General features: G+C 61.5%; 12 protein-coding genes and 2 pseudogenes. All 14 read right to left on the bottom strand.

Going from position 1 to position 16603, the window contains the following annotated elements; all coding sequences use genetic code 11:
- Positions 1-12: 12 nt before the first annotated feature.
- Positions 13-567: a glycine zipper domain-containing protein gene (locus tag B0G69_RS33280; RefSeq protein WP_241991598.1), complete on the bottom strand. Its 555-nt coding sequence runs from the start codon at positions 565-567 to the stop codon at positions 13-15.
- 39 nt (positions 568-606) lie between these two features.
- Positions 607-1407: a MipA/OmpV family protein gene (locus B0G69_RS33285; protein ID WP_158609022.1), complete on the bottom strand. Its 801-nt coding sequence runs from the start codon at positions 1405-1407 to the stop codon at positions 607-609.
- A 408-nt stretch (positions 1408-1815) separates the two neighbouring features.
- Positions 1816-3249 (bottom strand): efflux transporter outer membrane subunit, encoded by a 1434-nt coding sequence (locus B0G69_RS33290; protein ID WP_121324399.1) that lies wholly within the window; start codon positions 3247-3249, stop codon positions 1816-1818.
- Positions 3246-6398: an efflux RND transporter permease subunit gene (locus B0G69_RS33295; protein ID WP_121324400.1), complete on the bottom strand. Its 3153-nt coding sequence runs from the start codon at positions 6396-6398 to the stop codon at positions 3246-3248. The genes B0G69_RS33290 and B0G69_RS33295 overlap by 4 nt, the downstream gene beginning before the upstream one ends.
- Positions 6395-9469 (bottom strand): efflux RND transporter permease subunit, encoded by a 3075-nt coding sequence (locus tag B0G69_RS33300; protein ID WP_121324401.1) that lies wholly within the window; start codon positions 9467-9469, stop codon positions 6395-6397. The genes B0G69_RS33295 and B0G69_RS33300 overlap by 4 nt, the downstream gene beginning before the upstream one ends.
- A gap of 12 nt (positions 9470-9481) precedes the next feature.
- Complete coding sequence (locus B0G69_RS33305) at positions 9482-10603, bottom strand: efflux RND transporter periplasmic adaptor subunit (protein WP_241991599.1); 1122 nt, start codon at positions 10601-10603, stop codon at positions 9482-9484.
- A 139-nt stretch (positions 10604-10742) separates the two neighbouring features.
- Positions 10743-12044, bottom strand: coding sequence for an ATP-binding protein (locus B0G69_RS33310; RefSeq protein WP_241991600.1), 1302 nt, complete (start codon positions 12042-12044; stop codon positions 10743-10745).
- 895 nt (positions 12045-12939) lie between these two features.
- Positions 12940-13170 carry a DUF4158 domain-containing protein gene (locus tag B0G69_RS33315; RefSeq protein ID WP_121324403.1) on the bottom strand — a complete coding sequence of 77 codons (231 nt, stop codon included), beginning with the start codon at positions 13168-13170 and terminating at the stop codon, positions 12940-12942.
- Entirely contained in the window at positions 13152-13340 is a 189-nt protein-coding gene (locus B0G69_RS41205) for a hypothetical protein (RefSeq protein WP_158609023.1), read from the bottom strand. Before B0G69_RS41205 ends, B0G69_RS33315 begins: the two co-directional genes overlap by 19 nt.
- A 212-nt stretch (positions 13341-13552) precedes the next feature.
- Positions 13553-14039, bottom strand: a pseudogene (locus tag B0G69_RS33325) (transposase); the annotation flags it as partial.
- Positions 14040-14110: 71 nt separating this feature from the next.
- Positions 14111-14263 (bottom strand): annotated as a pseudogene (locus B0G69_RS33330) (IS30 family transposase); the annotation flags it as partial.
- Between the two features lie 123 nt (positions 14264-14386).
- Positions 14387-15154, bottom strand: coding sequence for a type I methionyl aminopeptidase (gene map / locus B0G69_RS33335; protein WP_121324405.1), 768 nt, complete (start codon positions 15152-15154; stop codon positions 14387-14389).
- Positions 15151-15363 (bottom strand): ParD-like family protein, encoded by a 213-nt coding sequence (locus B0G69_RS33340; protein WP_121324406.1) that lies wholly within the window; start codon positions 15361-15363, stop codon positions 15151-15153. The genes map and B0G69_RS33340 overlap by 4 nt, the downstream gene beginning before the upstream one ends.
- 169 nt (positions 15364-15532) lie before the next feature.
- Positions 15533-16588 (bottom strand): aldo/keto reductase, encoded by a 1056-nt coding sequence (locus B0G69_RS33345; protein WP_121325081.1) that lies wholly within the window; start codon positions 16586-16588, stop codon positions 15533-15535.
- Between the last annotated feature and the right edge of the window lie 15 nt (positions 16589-16603).

Consider the following 16603-nt stretch of genomic DNA (forward strand, 5'->3'; position numbering starts at 1 on the left):
ATATGAGCGAAATCAGTACGGTGCGTAGTAGTAAGGTGGGGGGGCGCCATAGATTAGGGCGCGGGGCGGCATGGGGCGTACGGGCACGACAACCGCTGCCGGACGAGGTGTTTCGATCGTATCTCCCTTCGCCGTGATGCATTGCGCGTACGCGTTGTCGTATTGCTGCTGCAACGACGCTTCGGTCTGATTGTGCTGCGCCGAGCCCATCATGCTGCCGAGCAGCAGTCCGGCACCCGCACCGATTGCGGCGCCGGCACCGGCGTTGCCCGCCCCGGCGCCGATCAGAGCCCCGGCCGCAGCGCCTCCAGCCGTGCCCACGGCGGTAGAAGCAAGTCCGGAGGTTGCCGCCTGATGCGAGCCCGCCGCCGGATTCACGACCTGCGTCGCGTACGTGCGGCAGCCATAGTCGTCCTGCTGGAACTGGTTGAGGGTCTTGCCGTTCGCTGGGACCGCCATGACGGTAGGAGCACTCGGCGGCGTAACCGCACACCCCGCCATCCCCAACCCAACAGCGAGGCAGACAAGCAGCGGCGCGGTACGAGTCGATGTCAGATTCTGGTTCATTGATAATCCTCTCACGATGATGCAGCGCGAAGTAAGCGCTCAGAAGTGGTAAGCAGCGCCCACCGATCCAAATACAGCCGCGCGCCGTTCAACGATCGGACTGTTCGCCGCATCGCCGAGCAAGGAACCGACGCCGAAGGCGCTTTGCAGTGACCACTGCTGGTTCAGCCGATGATCCCAGTCGACCTTGAGGTCGGCTCTCGAAAAGCCAGCTGAGGGGTGATACGGCGAGAGGCCGGCCGTGCTGGACGCAGCCTGCTCGCTGTCGATACCGAACCACGTCTGCTGCGAAGGTCCGTTGGACCACACGGCGTCGGCGGATACCGACACCCGGTCAACGGGCTTCTGGACCAGCGCATAGGACGCGCTCAGCGTGACGCGATTGCCATAGCCGGCATGCGCGGACTGAAGGAAGCGGAGACCGGCGCTCGCTGGACCATAGTGCCAGCGCGCGAACGCACCGAAGTCGAAGGACGTTGGGATATCTCCGGTGCCGTTGAGCACCGCGGCATCGTCCTGGTTGCGGGCCAGTTGAACGCCGATCAGCGGCCCCACCGCAACACTCGGCCCCAACGGATAGGCGACGCCGGCCGTGAGCCCCTGCACGAAGATTGCCCCGTTCGACAGCGACAGCATGGGCAACGGCAGCACACGATAGGACTTGCTGCCTTCATAGTGGGGCAATGCGGTTACGTTGATGCCCACGCTATTGCCCGGCGACGACTGCGCCAACGCCGGTGAGTAAGGCAGGCACGCGCTGGCGATGACAGCGAGCGCGCCCAGCCACCGTCGTGCGCGGCCTCGCTTGAAAACCGCGGCGACAGAGCGATAGTCATGCATGTTCAAGCACATCCATCGATGGTTGTCGGGCGAACCGCAACGCCCACGCTGATATCAATCGCCTGGGACCCCGCAGGCGCCGTGCCGACAGCCATAGAAATTGCCGCACTGGCAGCAGACACGAGAACGATTTGAAATTTCACTGCACACTCTCCATGTGATGGATTCGCCCCACTGGCGAACCCCGCATGACACAGCCGCCAATGTAGAGAACCTGTGCGCTACATGTTGTTAGAAATGTGTTGCATGTCATGTCAAGTCACGTCGCGGGGAAGCGATACCGCACGAGTGGACGTAACAGGGCCTTTGCACGCAGTTCGAGACGCGGACTTTGAAAAACGGTCGTGGGCGCGACCGGACTCTGGACCGCGCAGATCGGCAGACGACGTTACAACGGCGCGCCCGTCATCATGGGATCGGGGCCTGGCTCTTCGACGACGTCCAGCCGCCGCCGAGGTTCTTCACCAGCCCAACGTCGCTTTTCGCCAGTGCCCCCTGCGTGTCGTTCAGGTTCTGTCTGGCCGTCAGTAGCGTCACTTGCTGAGTCAAATCGGACTGCTCGCTCGCGGTTCCGGCCGTCAGTTGCGCGGCGACGCTCTCCAGCAACTGCCGGTTGCGCTGGTAAATGTCGGCAAACGCGTGCTCCTGCTGGCGCAGATGGTTCAATGACGACAGGCTGTCTTCCACGTTCTGGAACGCCGTGAGCACGGCTTCGCGGTAAGATGCGACGTCTTCGTCATAGGTCGCCTGCGCCTTGTGCACGGCGGCCACGCGGGCACCACCGTCAAACAGCGTGGCGGCAAGTGAGGGACCGAGCGACCACATCCGGGTCGGCAATGAGAACAGCGTCGCGAAGGTGTTGTGTTGCACGAGACCCTGTGCCGATAGATCGAGGTCCGGAAAGAATGCGGCCTTCTCTACCCCGATGAGCGCGTTCGCAGCAGCAGCGGTGCGTTCCGCGCTGACCACGTCAGGCCGTCTTTCCAGCAACGCAGACGGCAGCACGGATGGCACCTCGGGCTCGCGAAACACATAGTCGAGCCGCGGTGCAATCGACAACGAAGCCGGCGGCACACCCGTGAGCGCCGCGATTGCGTGCTCGTCCTGCTCGCGCGAGGTCTGTGAAATTTGCAGGTTCGCGACAACCGCCTCCTGCGTGTCCTGCGCATACAGCAGATCGACTTGCGACGCAGTCCCCTGTGCCAGCGCTGCGCGCGTGATCGCGAGAATGCGCCCGTTGACCGCCTCCTGCTGCCGCAACAGGTCGATGTCGATATCAAGCTGGCGGATGTCGAAATAGTCGGTCGCCAGCGTCGCGGCAATCGACAAGCGCTCGCCGGCAAGCGTCGCATCCGCGCCCTGCGCGTTTGCCTTGCCCGACTCGATCTGCCGGCGCACGCCGCCCCACAGATCGACTTCCCAACTCGCCTCGGCCTTCGCGTATTGGTTCGTTGTGCTTGAGCTGTGCGAGGCCGACGCGTCGACACCGAGCGTCGGAAACAGGCTCGCCCGGTCTGCAGCGACGGTGGCCTGCGCGAGCCGATAGGCAGCCGCCGCGCCTGCAATCGACTGATTCGACTGCAGCGCTGCGTCGACGAGCCGGGACAGCTCGGGATCGTCGTAGGCGTCCCACCACCGGCTTGAGAGCGATGCCTGCGGGCTGGGCGCCGCAAGTCGCCACTGTGTGCCCGCTTCCTTGAACTGCGTTGGAATCGCTACGGCCGGCTGGTGATAGTCCGGGCCGACCGCGCAGCCCGAAAGCCAAAGCGTGGCGCCGAGCGCACAGGCGCAGCAGCGCATGCCGACCGACACGGCCGACAGGTATCCGATGGGCGATTTCATGCGTGTTTCCTTCGGCGCCGCAACCGCTGCGACGCCCGATCGAGCCAGAGATAGATGACAGGGGTGGTATAGAGCGTGATGACCTGGCTGAACACCAGACCGCCGATAATCGAGATGCCAAGCGGCTTGCGGAATTCGGACCCATAGCCCGAGCCCAGCACGAGCGGCAGCGCGCCGAAAATTGCGGCGACCGTCGTCATCATGATCGGACGGAAACGGATCAGGCCCGCGCGCACGATCGCTTCTTCCGGTGGCAGTGCATGCTGACGCCCTTCGGCAATCGCGAAGTCGATCATCATGATCGCGTTCTTCTTCACGATGCCGATCAGCATCAGCACGCCGATCAACGCGATGATCGACAGCTCCGTATGAGTGAGCAGCAGCGCGATCAAAGCGCCGACGCCCGCAGAAGGCAGCGTCGAGAGAATCGTCAAAGGATGAACCAGGTTCTCGTACAGCATGCCGAGCACGACGTACACCGACAACAGCGCGGCGAGGATCAGCAGCGGCTCGCTCGCCATCGACTCACGAAACGCTGCTGCCGTGCCGGCGAACGCGCCGGAGATACTCGCCGGCATTCTGAGCGCAGCGACGGCCTGACTGATCTGCTGCGTCACGGGTCCGATCGATGCACCGGGGCGCAGGTTGAACGATACGGTAATGGCGGGGAACGTAGCCTGGTGATTGATCGAAATGGCGCTGGGGCCGGTCGAGAACCGGGCCATCGCGGCGAGCGGCACCAGCGCTGAGCCGTTCGCCTGGGCCGCGGCCGACGGCGTAGCGGCGCTTGCGCCGGTTGCCCCCGCGGCGGCGGTCGTTGACGCGCCGCGCGTGGCGAGCGCCGGGCTCGCCGGAACATAAATGTCCTTCAGTACCGAAGGACTTGTCCAGTACTCAGGTGCCACCTCCATCACGACGTGATACTGATTCGCGCTCCCGTAGATGGCCGAGACCTGCCGTTCGCCGAACGCGTCATACAGCGTCTCGTCGATATCTTTGAAGTTCACGCCCATTCGCGCGGCGGAGTCGCGGTCGACGTCGATGCCGACCTGCATGCTCTTGTCCTGCTGGTCGGTGTTGATGTCGGCCAGCGCCGGCATCTTGTGCATCTGCGCGACTAACTTCGGCACCCATTGATCGAGTGTCGCCTGGTCGTCCGCGGTAAGGGTGTACTGGTACTGCGCGGCGCTCTGTCGGCCACCGGCCGCGAGGTCCTGCAACGACTGCAGATAGAGCTGTGCCCCCGGCATATCGGCAAGCCGTCGGCGCACCTGAGCGATCACCTGATCAGCCGTCGCGCGACGCTCACCCAGGGGCTTGAGCGTGACGAACAGCAGTGCGTTGTTGAGCGCGTTCGCTCCGCCCACGAAGCCACCCACGAACGCGACGTTCGGATTCTCCTGCACCGCCTTGTTGACCATCTGGAACTGATGCTGCATCTCGTGCCAGGAGATGCTTTGCGACGCCTGCAGCGTGCCAAGCAGCAGCCCCGTGTCTTCCTCCGGGAAGAAGCCTTTCGGAACCACGGTGAACAGCCAGAGGTTCAGCACGAACACCAGCACCGTCACGCCACCCATCAATAGCGGATGCCGGATGACCCAGCGCAACGACGTGCCGTACAGGCGAGAAAATCCGCTCTCGTGATGGTCGTCGCCGTTCCCGGCTTGCTGTTCTCCGCGCAGGAAAATGCTCGCCAGCATCGGCGTGACCGTGAGCGAAATCACCATCGACATCACGATCGCAACGGAAAGCGACACCGAGAATTCACGCAGCAGCCGGCCCATCAGGCCACCCATGAACAGCAGCGGGACGAATACCGCGATCAGCGAAACGCTGATCGAAAACACCGTGAAGCCCACTTCCTGCGCCCCTGCAAGTGCCGCCTCGATGGGCTTCTTGCCGCGCGCCAGATGCCGCATGATGTTTTCGACGACAACGATTGCATCGTCGACCACGAAACCGGTTGAAATCGTCAAGGCCATCAGCGAGAGGTTGTTCAAGCTGTAGCCAAGGAAATACATGACCCCGAATGTACCCAGCAGCGACAGCGGTACGACGATCGCCGGAATGAGCGTCGCGCGCCAGCTGCGGAAGAACGCGAACGTCACGGCCGTTACGAGCACGATGGATACAAGCAGGGTGATTTCGACGTCGAGCAGCGAGCCACGGATCGTCTTCGTACGGTCAACCGAAATCGCCAGCTTGATGGTCGACGGGATCGCCGCTTCGAGCGCCGGCAGTTCGGCCTTCACGTTGTCGACGGCGTCGATCACGTTCGCGCCCGGTTCCTTGTAGAGGACCAGCAACACGGCCGGCTTGCCGTTCGACAGGCCGTAGTTCTCCAACTGCTCGACATCCTGACGTACATAGCCGAGGTCCGACACACGCACGATGTTGCCGTTGTTCTGCCTGACGATCAGCCGTCCGTAGTCGGCTGGCGAATACAGCATGTCGTTCGCGCCGATCGAATAGTTCTGTCCGCTCGCCGACATCGATCCCTTGGGCAAATCGACATTCGCATTCCCGATCGTGCTGCGGATCTGCTCCAGACTGATGCCGTAGTGGCTCACGCGCTCTGGATTCAGTTCAACCCGCACCGCCGGCAGCGAAGCGCCGCCCACCACCACGTTGCCCACGCCGGTTGTCTGCATCAGCTTCTGTTGCAGCACCGTCGACGCCGCGTCGTAAAGCTGCGCTGGCGTGGCCGTGTCGGAGGTCAGACTGATCACGAGGATGGGCGAATCCGCGGGATTGACCTTGCGATACGTCGGGCTGCCGTCCATGTTCGGCGACAGGTTGGTTTTCGCCGCGTTGATCGCGGCCTGCACGTCGCGTGCCGCGCCGTCGATATTCCGGCTCAGGTCGAACTGCAACGTGATCTGCGTTTGCCCGCGCGAGCTGACCGACGTCATCTGGGCCAGGCCCGCAATATGGCCGAACTGCCGCTCGAGCGGCGTCGTGACCGAGGTGGCCACGGTCGTCGGATCGGCGCCGGGCAGTTGCCCCTGCACCAGGATCGTAGGAAAGTCGATTTCAGGCAGTGGCGCGACCGGCAGCAGCCTGAATGCCAGGATACCGAACAGCGCAAGGGCAACTGCCAGCAACGTCGTCGCGATGGGCCGCCTGACGAATGGGCCAGACAGGTTCATTGCACATACTCCGTTGCGATCGGCTCGTCCGCGGCAAAGCGTCTTTCCAGACGATGCATTGCCAGATAGATCACCGGCGTCGAGAACAAGGTCAGCAACTGGCTGACGCACAGGCCGCCGATAATCGCGATGCCGAGTGGATGCCTCAACTCGGAGCCCATGCCGGAGCCGAACGCGAGCGGCAGTGCGCCGAACAGCGATGCCATCGTCGTCATCAGAATGGGACGGAAGCGCTGTTCAGCCGCACGCCGGATCGCATCGTGTGCGGACAGGCCGTGGTTGCGCTGCCCTTCCAGCGCGAAGTCGATCATCATGATCGCGTTCTTCATCACGATGCCGATCAGCAGCACGATACCGATCAGGCCCATGATGTCGAACTGCGTCCCGGCCATCAGCAGCGCCAGCAGCGCGCCAAGCGCCGCCGAGGGGAGCGTGGACAGGATCGTGACGGGATGAATGAAGCTCTCGTACAGGATGCCGAGCATCAGATAGACCACGATCACGGCAGCGGCGACCAGATACCCTTCGCTCGCCAGCGACGACTGAAAGGTCGCGGCCGATCCTTCCAGCGACACCTGGACGGACTGCGGCAACCCTATCTGCTCCTTGACCCGATCAAGACGGGCAATCGCAGTGCCGAGGCTGTATCCGGGAGCGAGATTGAATGACACGTCCGCATACGGGAACTGGCCCTTGCGATCAATCCTCAGCGGCGCGGGCATGACCTTCATCGTCGCCATCGACGCGAGCGGCGCGAGGCTGCCCGATGACGTATCGACATAGAGTCCTGAAAGGAGATGCGCAAGGTCGTCGGCGTTGTTTCTCGCGACCAGCACCACGTGATACTGGTTCAGCTGCGTGTAGATCGTCGACACCTGGCGCTGACCAAACGCGTCGTACAGCACGTCGTCGATCGCCTGCGGCGTGATGCCAAGGCGCGACGCGGTATCGCGGTCGAACGTGAGTTGCACCTGATTGCCTGACTGCATCGCCTCGCTCTGCACGTCGGCAAACGCCGGATCGCGGCGCAACGCGCCAACCAACTCGCCAGTCCAGCGAGTAAGCAGCGCGGGATCGGTCGACTGTACGCCGAGACGGTAGCTCGTCGTTGAGACGGTGTCGTCGAGCGTCAGATCCTGCACCGGATGGAGAAACAGGCGCACGCCCGCGAGGTCCGCGGTGTCATCGGTCAGGCGGCGGATCACCTGGTCGATGCGTGCTCGCTCGCCTTTGTCCTTCAGATTGATCAACAGCGTGCCCTGATTGATCGTCGGTCTCGTCTGGTCGATGCCGACAAACGACGAGAGACTTGCGACTGCCGGATCGCGTGCGATCCGGTCGACGACCTGCTGCTGTTGGCCGATCATGCGCTGGAACGAAATGGTCGGTGCGGCCTGCACGACACCTGCGATCAGACCTGTGTCCTGCTCGGGAAAGAAGCCCTTCGGCATCAGCATCAGTGCGACGAACGTCAGCGTGGCCGTCAATACCACCGATGCGATCGTCAGGCGCCGATGCGACAACACCCAGTCGAGACCGCGTACGTACCTGCTGTTGAGCCGGTCGAAGAAATCGACCCGATGCGAGTGTGGCCGCGCTTTTAACATGCGCGAGCACATCATCGGCGTAAGCGTCAGCGACACCAACGCCGACAGGACGATCGCAACCGACAGCGTCAGCGCGAACTCACGGAACAGGCGCCCGACCACGTCGCCCATGAACAGCAACGGGATCATGACCGCAATCAGCGACACGGACAACGAGACGATCGTAAAGCCGATCTCCTTCGCACCCTTGATCGCGGCGCTCAGGGGCGTTTGCCCGGCCTCGATGTAGCGCGTAATGTTCTCGATCATGACGATCGCGTCGTCGACGACAAAGCCTGTCGCGACGGTCAGCGACATCAACGTGAGGTTATTCAGCGAAAAGCCGAGCCCGTACGCGAGCGCGAGTGTGCCGGCCAGCGAAAGCGGCACGGTGACTGCGGGAATCACGGTAGCGGGCACATTGCGCAGGAATACGAATATCACCATCACGACGAGCGCCACGGCGATTGCCAACTCCGTTTCGACGTCGGCAACCGACGCGCGGATCGTCTTTGTGCGATCCGTCAGCACGGCGACCTTCACCGATGCGGGCAAGCTCGCCCGCAGTTGCGGCAACAGCTTCTGCACGCTATCGACCACATCGATCACGTTGGCGCCCGGCTGCCGCTGGATGTTCAGCACGATAGACGGCGTGCTGTTGGTCCACGCCGCCTGTTGCAAATTCTCGGCGCTGTCGATCGATTTGGCGATCTGCGCCAGCCGAACCGGTGCGCCTTGCCGGTACGCGATGATCAGGTCCCGATAGTCCGCCGCCGATTGCAGCTGGTCGTTCGCGCCGATCGAGTACGACTGGTATTTTCCGTCGAGACTGCCCTTCGCCAGGTCAACGTTGGCACTGCCGAGCGCGGTACGCACGTCGTCGATCGACATGCCGAGTGCGTTGAGCGCGCCGGTATCGGTCTGCACCCGCACGGCCGGCCGCTGACCGCCGCTGATGGTGACCAGGCCCACGCCTGAAATCTGCGAGATCTTCTGCGCAAGCCGGGTATCGGCCAGGTCCTCGATCTTCGTCAGCGGCAGCACGTCGGATGTCAGCGACAGCGTGAGCACCGGGGCATCGGCAGGGTTGACCTTGCTGTAGACAGGCGGATACGGCAGATTAGCCGGCAGAAAGCTCGAGGACGCATTGATCGCGGCCTGCACTTCCTGCTCGGCGACGTCGAGCGAAAACGACAGATCGAACTGCAACGTGATCACCGACGTGCCGTTCGAGCTCGTCGAGTTCATCGCCTTCAGCCCCGACATCTGGCCGAGCTGTCTTTCGAGCGGCGAGGTGATCGACGAACTGACCACATCCGGGCTTGCGCCGGGATACTGCGTGTAGACCTGGATCGTCGGATAGTCGACTTCCGGTAGCGCCGAAACAGGCAGCAGGATGTATCCCAGCACCCCGGCCAGAAACAACGCGACCATCAACAGTGCGGTCGCAATGGGCCGCTCGATAAAGATTCGTGAAGCGTTCATCGTCAGCTCCGCTCAGTGCGCCACGACTTTCACGAGCGAGCCGGTATCAAGCCTGTCTGCACCGTCGGTCGCGACCTGCTCTCCTGCCTTCACACCGCCATCGAGAATCGCCGTGTCGTCGCCTTTTACCGGCCCGGTCTTCACGTTGCGCAATACCACTGCGCCTGCGCCGCCGATCACGAAAACGAAATTGCCGTTCGCGCCATGCTGGATTGCCGTAGTCGGCACGACCGGAATCCGGCGCAGCGTGTCGACCTGCATCCGGACATTCACGAATTCGTTTGGGAACAGCGCGCTGCCGGAATCGGGGAAGACGGCCTTGACGTTGATCGTGCCGGCGCTCGTATTGACGAGGTTGTCGACCGCAAGCAGCGAGCCCTTCGCGAGCAACGATTTGCCGTCACGGTCGTAGGCCAGCACCTGAACCTCCCCGTGCGACATCGCCCGCCGGATCTGCCCCAGGTCGTCTTCCGGCACCGAGTAGATCACGGTCGCCGGCTGCATCTGCGTGATGACCGCGATACCGGTCGTGCTGGTGCTGCTCACGTAGTTGCCGGGGTCGACCAGGCGCAGACCCACCACGCCGTCCACGGGAGACGTGATGGTGCAATAGCCAACCTGAACCTGCAGATTGTTCACGTTGCCCGTGTCCGCCAGCACGGTGCCTTCGTCCTCCTGGACGCTAGCAACTTGCGTATCGAGCGTCTGCTGCGTAATCGAACCCGCTTTGATCAGCTGCTGATAACGTTGCAGGTCCAGTTTCGCGTTTGCGAGTACAGCCTGGTCATGGCGCAGCGTACCCTGTGCCTGTAGCAACTGCGCGTCGAGCGCCCGCGAATCGATGCGTGCAATCACCTGTCCTTTCCTGACCGTCTGCCCCTCGCTGAAATCGACGGAACGCAGTATCCCGTTGACCTGCGTGACGACCGTGACGGTACGTGTCGGTGTCACGGTGCCGAGCGAATCGATGTAGACAGGAACATCGGTAACCGAAGCCGCAACCGCGCTCACGGGGATCGGATCTGATGCGACAGCCGTCTGACGGTGACCGTGAGCCTGGTGGAACCACCCAATAGCCACGACGCCGGCTATGAATATACTTAGTATTGCAAAGTATTTTGTAAGGTTTTTCATCACACAACCTGAAAAAAATGGCCATCTCATCAAATGCTCACGCTGCCCTGCCGGACCTTTGGGCGGGGCTCGAGGATCACATTAAATCGTAGTCTTTACGACACGACGACGGTGCAGTCATCGCGCTGACAAGCGCCCGTTAAGGAATGGGAATTTGCACCACGGCCTTGAGTCCGCACGGCGCATTCTGCAAGAGTTCGAGCGTGCCGCCATGCTGCTGTGCGACGTGCTCCGCTATCGCGAGGCCGAGGCCGCTTCCGCCCTTTCGATCCGCCTCAGAGCCGCGCCTGAATGGTTGCTTTATCAACGACAGAAGCGCTTGAGGCACACCCGGTCCCCGATCCTCAACCGCAATCGTGAGAGTTCGCGCGTCGATGGCAGTCCGGACTGCGAGCCCGACCTGACCGTGCACGACCGCGTTCTGCATCAGGTTCATCAACAGGCGCTGCATGCCAACCGGTCGGAACGCAACAGGTGGCAATTCCGCGAGCGACAGTTCGAAGGTGCGACCGAGACCTGCATAGTCGGCAGCGAGCTGTTCGATCAGCGCGTTCAGGTCACCGTGCGTCGCCGGTTCGCTATCCCACCCACGGGCGAAATCGATAAACTGCTGGACGATCGCGTCGATCTCCTCGACAAAACGTTCCGCGCTGGCGGCCGGTGCCTCGAATGACTCCGGTGCGAAGATGGCCATGCGCAGCTTGGTCAGCGGCGTGCGGATATCATGCGATATGCCCGCAAGCATTTCGGCGCGCGTCGCTTCGAGATCTTCGAGTGTCGACGCCATCCGGTTGAACGCCTCCGCTACTGCTGCCAGCTCGCGCGGGCCGCTCACGGGAACCGCGTCGGGCCAAACGCCACGCTCGATGGTGCCGGCAGCGCGCGCCAGCCGGCGCAGCGCCTGTTCGACCGGCCGGTGAATCAGATAGGCCCCAAGAGCAGGAAGGGTAGCCGCACCTAACAACAGGCCGATCAGAGCCCAGGGCAGCGTACTGCTCATGGCCGAGGTTCCACGCAGCGCCACCCAGTACCACGCATCCTGCACATGTAGACGCACCCAGATCCGGTGCCCGTCGCGCTCCCAGCGAAACTGTTCGTCCGGGGAAAGTTCCGATGCCAGTCGACCGAAGAAGCGGTGCGCCATGTAGTCGGGAGGCAACCCGTCGTGAGCCTGCGGCGGCGGCAGTTCACTCTGGGGCGCTCGATTCATTTCAAGCAGTTGCCGGTTTCGCTCGTCGTCCGGCAGGACTGACAACAGCCGGTCCAGGATCCGGATCTGCGATGCCACGAGCGCTGCCCCGTCGTCAACTCTCGGCTTCTGGATAAAGTTCAGATAGACGCCAAAGACCAGGATCTGACTTGTCAGCATCAGTACAATCAACAGCAATACGTTGCGCGCGAAAAGGGAACCCCGCCATACCGACATGCCGCTTCCTTTCATCTCGCTCTCTCGATTGACCTGCTACGCAGGTTATACATAAAACAGTCAGGTGCCTTTGGCATTCGATTGACCGGTCCCGGGACCGCGGCCGGTCCTCTGCATCGTTGCCTGGGAAAGGCACTTATCCACTTGCGCGGTCATGCCGTACAGCGCGTCCAAAAAGTTGGCGGACGAATTGCCATAGCGTCGCGCGAGCTGCGCCAGGTCCATTAGTGCCGCATACGGCACTGTGCACTGTGATGCCAGGCTATTGAACGATCGTGAAGGTATCACGGCGGGGGATAATCGTTTCGGTGCACGTCCATTCACGCTGATGTACCCTCCGAGCGCAAGTGCACTCAGGACGACCAGCAGCACAAAGTCGGCAACCCGCAGACCCCGACGAGCAGCCCTGGCGCCGAAGTGATGTGCAACATTGCTTTGCTGCTTTGACGGACGGGGGTGATGTATCGCACGATACAGGTAGGGCGCAGACATTTCACAACCAGTGACCGGCCACCCAGACCCCACCTACCCAGTGACCAGGCATCCAGACGCGACGCGGCCCCCTAACTACAATCACAGGACGACGTGGCATGACGACAACCGCCATGGGAGGTCGGGGCGCTGGCGCAACCGTCACAACCGGCGCGACTGCCGGTGGCACGGCTGCTGCATAACCATTTTGCACGACCACGGTCGGCGGCGCATAGACAGGTGCCGCAGGAACGACCACGACGGGAGCCGGCACGCCGACACCGACGACCACGCCGGCGAATGCCGAAGCAGTCATGGATGTGAACAAAGCCCCGCCCGCCAGCATGGCAAACCTTCGAGTTTTCATGAGCATCTTCCTTTACAGAGAGGACACGAGGTGTATCGCGCGCCGAGAAGGAAATGTACAGAGATCGCGTCCTCAAATCTGTTGGAAAGGTGTGTCAAAAAATGTCACTTTGGCACCGGCGCGGAAATGACGATGCTTGATTGCTCGTGTAGCACTACGACACCTATGCGCCCCTGTCGTCTGATCCCGCTGCCCGTACTCTTTCCAGAGTGTGGGCGCGACGCCCAGTTGTCCGGCAACGAACGGCAGCAGCGCCGGCGGGGGCGTTTCGCCAGCGACCAAGGTTACTCCGGGATAGCGCATGCAGCAGAGCAGTGCGGCAAATCCCAGACGGTTTCAGCGCTTCGATGCTGCCGGATCAGCGACACGTCCGGTTCGCTGAAGGTGGAGTGGCGGATGAGGTCATCATGGCTGTCCGGAACCGCAAACAGGCTGTCTCGCTCGCCAGGCGAGAGAACGGAATGACGGGACATAATGGGCTCGACAGGGAATGGAGATGGCGTTGCGATGGGGTGCAACACCGATTCCACCGGACTGGCGGATCAAAAAAAAAACAGCAGTTTAAAAGGCAGAGGATTTTTAGCGAAACGCAGACGGCGCAACAGGCCCGCATTGGCACGACGCAGGAGCCGGCTGCGCTTCGCTAAAAATTCTTTGAGCTAAACCGCTCCGCTGACGGTTGCGGCTATGGGCATTTGAATCGAGTCGCCTGCATGCGATGTTCTCGACGACAGTGTTCGTGGCGCCCGCGATGGACGGCCCGTGGACCGTTTCCAGGGTGGAGTATGCGCAGAACGCATGTGATAAACAGACGCGTGCAGACGGGACAGTCGCGGAGCGACCGGCCGGTCAGTTTCTCGTAGCGGTCGCGATAGTCAGGTTCGGCCGCGCTGGGGACTTTGCTGGCGGGCGCGGCGTCGAGCAGACGACGGCATACGGTCAGCCGGGACTCACGCAGACGATTGCTGAGCAACCCGTAGTGACGGATACGTTGTACCAACGAGGCAGCACATGTAGCAGGAAGCGCCGGATAAATTCGTGGGGGCCAGGCGCATCACGCGCGGCCTGCCCGGCTGACGATAATCTTTCCCGTGGAACGTGACATGCTCGGCGGTCATGCCGACGAGACGGTTGTTAGAGATCGCGACGCGGTGTGTGTAGCGACCGACGAACCGGTTGATGACAGATAAAAACAACCTTGCTCGGTTTAGACCCGCCACTCTCGAGCGATGCCACTGTGGTGGATCCCGCCAGTCTCAGCCAGAATCCCTTGTACCGATGAGTGATTCCGGTCAAAAAGCTGGGCGATCTTCTGCAGAAATTCTCCCTTCCGCCAACGTTCCCACATCAGCGATTTCTGCTTCTCGCTGTAATAAATCCGGTGTCGCTGTTTCACCTGCATCATTCCCACGGCTTGTGCAGTCTTCAATGCGTTGCATCCACCGGTTAAATCCGCCATCAGCGATCCGCCATTGAATGGACTCTTCTCCCAAATGCGCGATCCACGGCCGTCAAGCTATCAGTTGGGCACCTTTTCCTCGGATCGTAGTGTTAAGACCTGTACGCCGTTTTGGGTCACGGCCACGGTGTGCTCAAACTGCGCCGACAGTTGCCCATCGCGCGTGACCACCGTCCAGCCGTCTTCTTCGGTTCGAACAGAATGTCGCCCCTGGTTGATCATGGGTTCGATGGTGAACACCATGCCTTCCCGCAACAACAAACCCGTCTGTGGCTTTCCCCAATGCAGCACTTGCGGGTCCTCGTGCATTTCACGCCCGATGCCATGCCCACAATATTCCCTGACGACCGAATAGCCATTTCTGCGCGCGTGCCGCTCAATGGCATGACCTACATCGCCAAGTCTGGCGCCGGGGCGAACGGCCTTGATCCCTTTCCACATCGCTTCGTAGGTCACTTGCACGAGCCGTTTAGCCAGTGGAGACACCTCTCCCACAAGATAGGTCTTACTGGAATCAGCGATGTAGCCGTTCTTCTCTAGCGTAATGTCGAAATTAACAATGTCCCCGCTTTGCAGGACGTCTGTCGTGGACGGAACACCGTGACAAACAACATTGTTGCGTGAAGAGTTTAGCGCGTACGCGTAGCCGTACTGCCCTTTGCTTGCCGGGCGTGCCTTGAGTTCGTTGACGATGAGGTTATCGATCAGATCGTTGACCTGCATGGTAGACATGCCAATCAGGCTCATTTGATCCAGATAGCCAAATACATCCGCCAGCAACTGGCCCGACTCCGCCATCAATGCGATCTCTTCGGGTCGCTTGGTCATGTCAAAGCCACCTTGACGGCTTGCGCCACGACGCCTGCGGCTCTCAGTTCACGGGTAGCTATCTCATTGAAACTCAGCGTCGGATTCATTTCGCACAACATGCCGACCTTGATCCAGAAGCCCGCTTGCGCGTTGATCGACCGGCATGACACTGTGCTTGCCTTACGTATCTGGTCGTGCAAGTCGTCGTCAATATTCACAATGCCCACGTCACCCTCAATATATGAAATATATATGTATCATATAGGCGAACCATCTGACAGGGCAAGCGCTTTACGAAGTTAGATGCGCCGGTTTGCGGATATCAGCTTCAAAAGGTGAGTTGGCGCGTACGTTGCTGCCGCCTGAGTCGAAGGGACTGGTGTGCAGCAGCCGGTTCTATTCCGACGCGACGCGCCTGAAAGGTTGGGGGAGCCTGCTCGCCTCCTGACGATCGATCATCCAGCCGGGATAGTAGGGAGGCAAAGCACTCACGGCTTCAAGGCGCGCAAGCTCGTCCTCAGTAAGAACGACACCGACCGCGCCGAGATTATCTTCGAGCTGTTCGACCCGTTTGGCGCCGATAATGACGCTCGTGACATGCGGCTTGGCGAGTAACCAGGCGAGTGCGATCCGGGCGACCGAGACCCCTTGCGCGTCGGCGATGGAGCGCATCTCTGCAACGCACGGCCAGGCTCGATCAAGATCGACGGGCGGAAAATCGAAATGGCTGCGGCGCGAACCTTCTTCGGTTGGCGCACCAGGACCAAACTTCCCGGAAAACAATCCGCCGGCCAAAGGCGACCAGACGAGGAGCCCCATCTGCTCCTCGATAACGAGTGGCACCAGTTCGCGCTCCACGTCACGTCCGGCGATCGAATAATAGGCCTGGAGCGTCTCGAAGCGCGTGGCGTATAGCGCTTCACTCAGCCCGAGCGCCTTACCGATCTTGCCTGCGCGCCAATTCGAGACGCCGACATAGCGGACCAGCCCCTGCCGCGTGAGATCGTCGACGGCGCGCAGCGTCTCTTCGATCGGCGTGACAGGATCGCTGGCGTGTATCTGGTAAAGGTCTATATGGTCGACCTGGAGCCGTTCCAGGCTCCTCTGCACAGAATCCATGATGTGACCGCGCGACGCGCCCTGATCGTTGGGTTTCGGGCCCATCACACCGGCTGTCTTCGTAGCTAGCACTATCTCGCTGCGTGGTACTCCGATGTCTCTGAGCGCCTGTCCGACGAGACGTTCAGACTGGCCGAAGGAATAAATGTCGGCGGTGTCGATGAAGTTGATTCCCTCAGCAAGCGCGCGGGCGATCAGTTGATTCGCCTCGTCCTGACCGAGTGCGCCGATCGCCGTCCACATGCCAGCGTCAGCATTGCCCCCCAGCGTCATCGTGCCGAGGCACAGTTCGGAGACATACAGGCCGGTGCGGCCAAGTTGCTTATATCTCATGGCTTTCCCTTCGAG

The organism is Paraburkholderia sp. RAU2J (assembly GCF_003634845.1).
Taxonomy (GTDB): domain Bacteria; phylum Pseudomonadota; class Gammaproteobacteria; order Burkholderiales; family Burkholderiaceae; genus Paraburkholderia; species Paraburkholderia fynbosensis.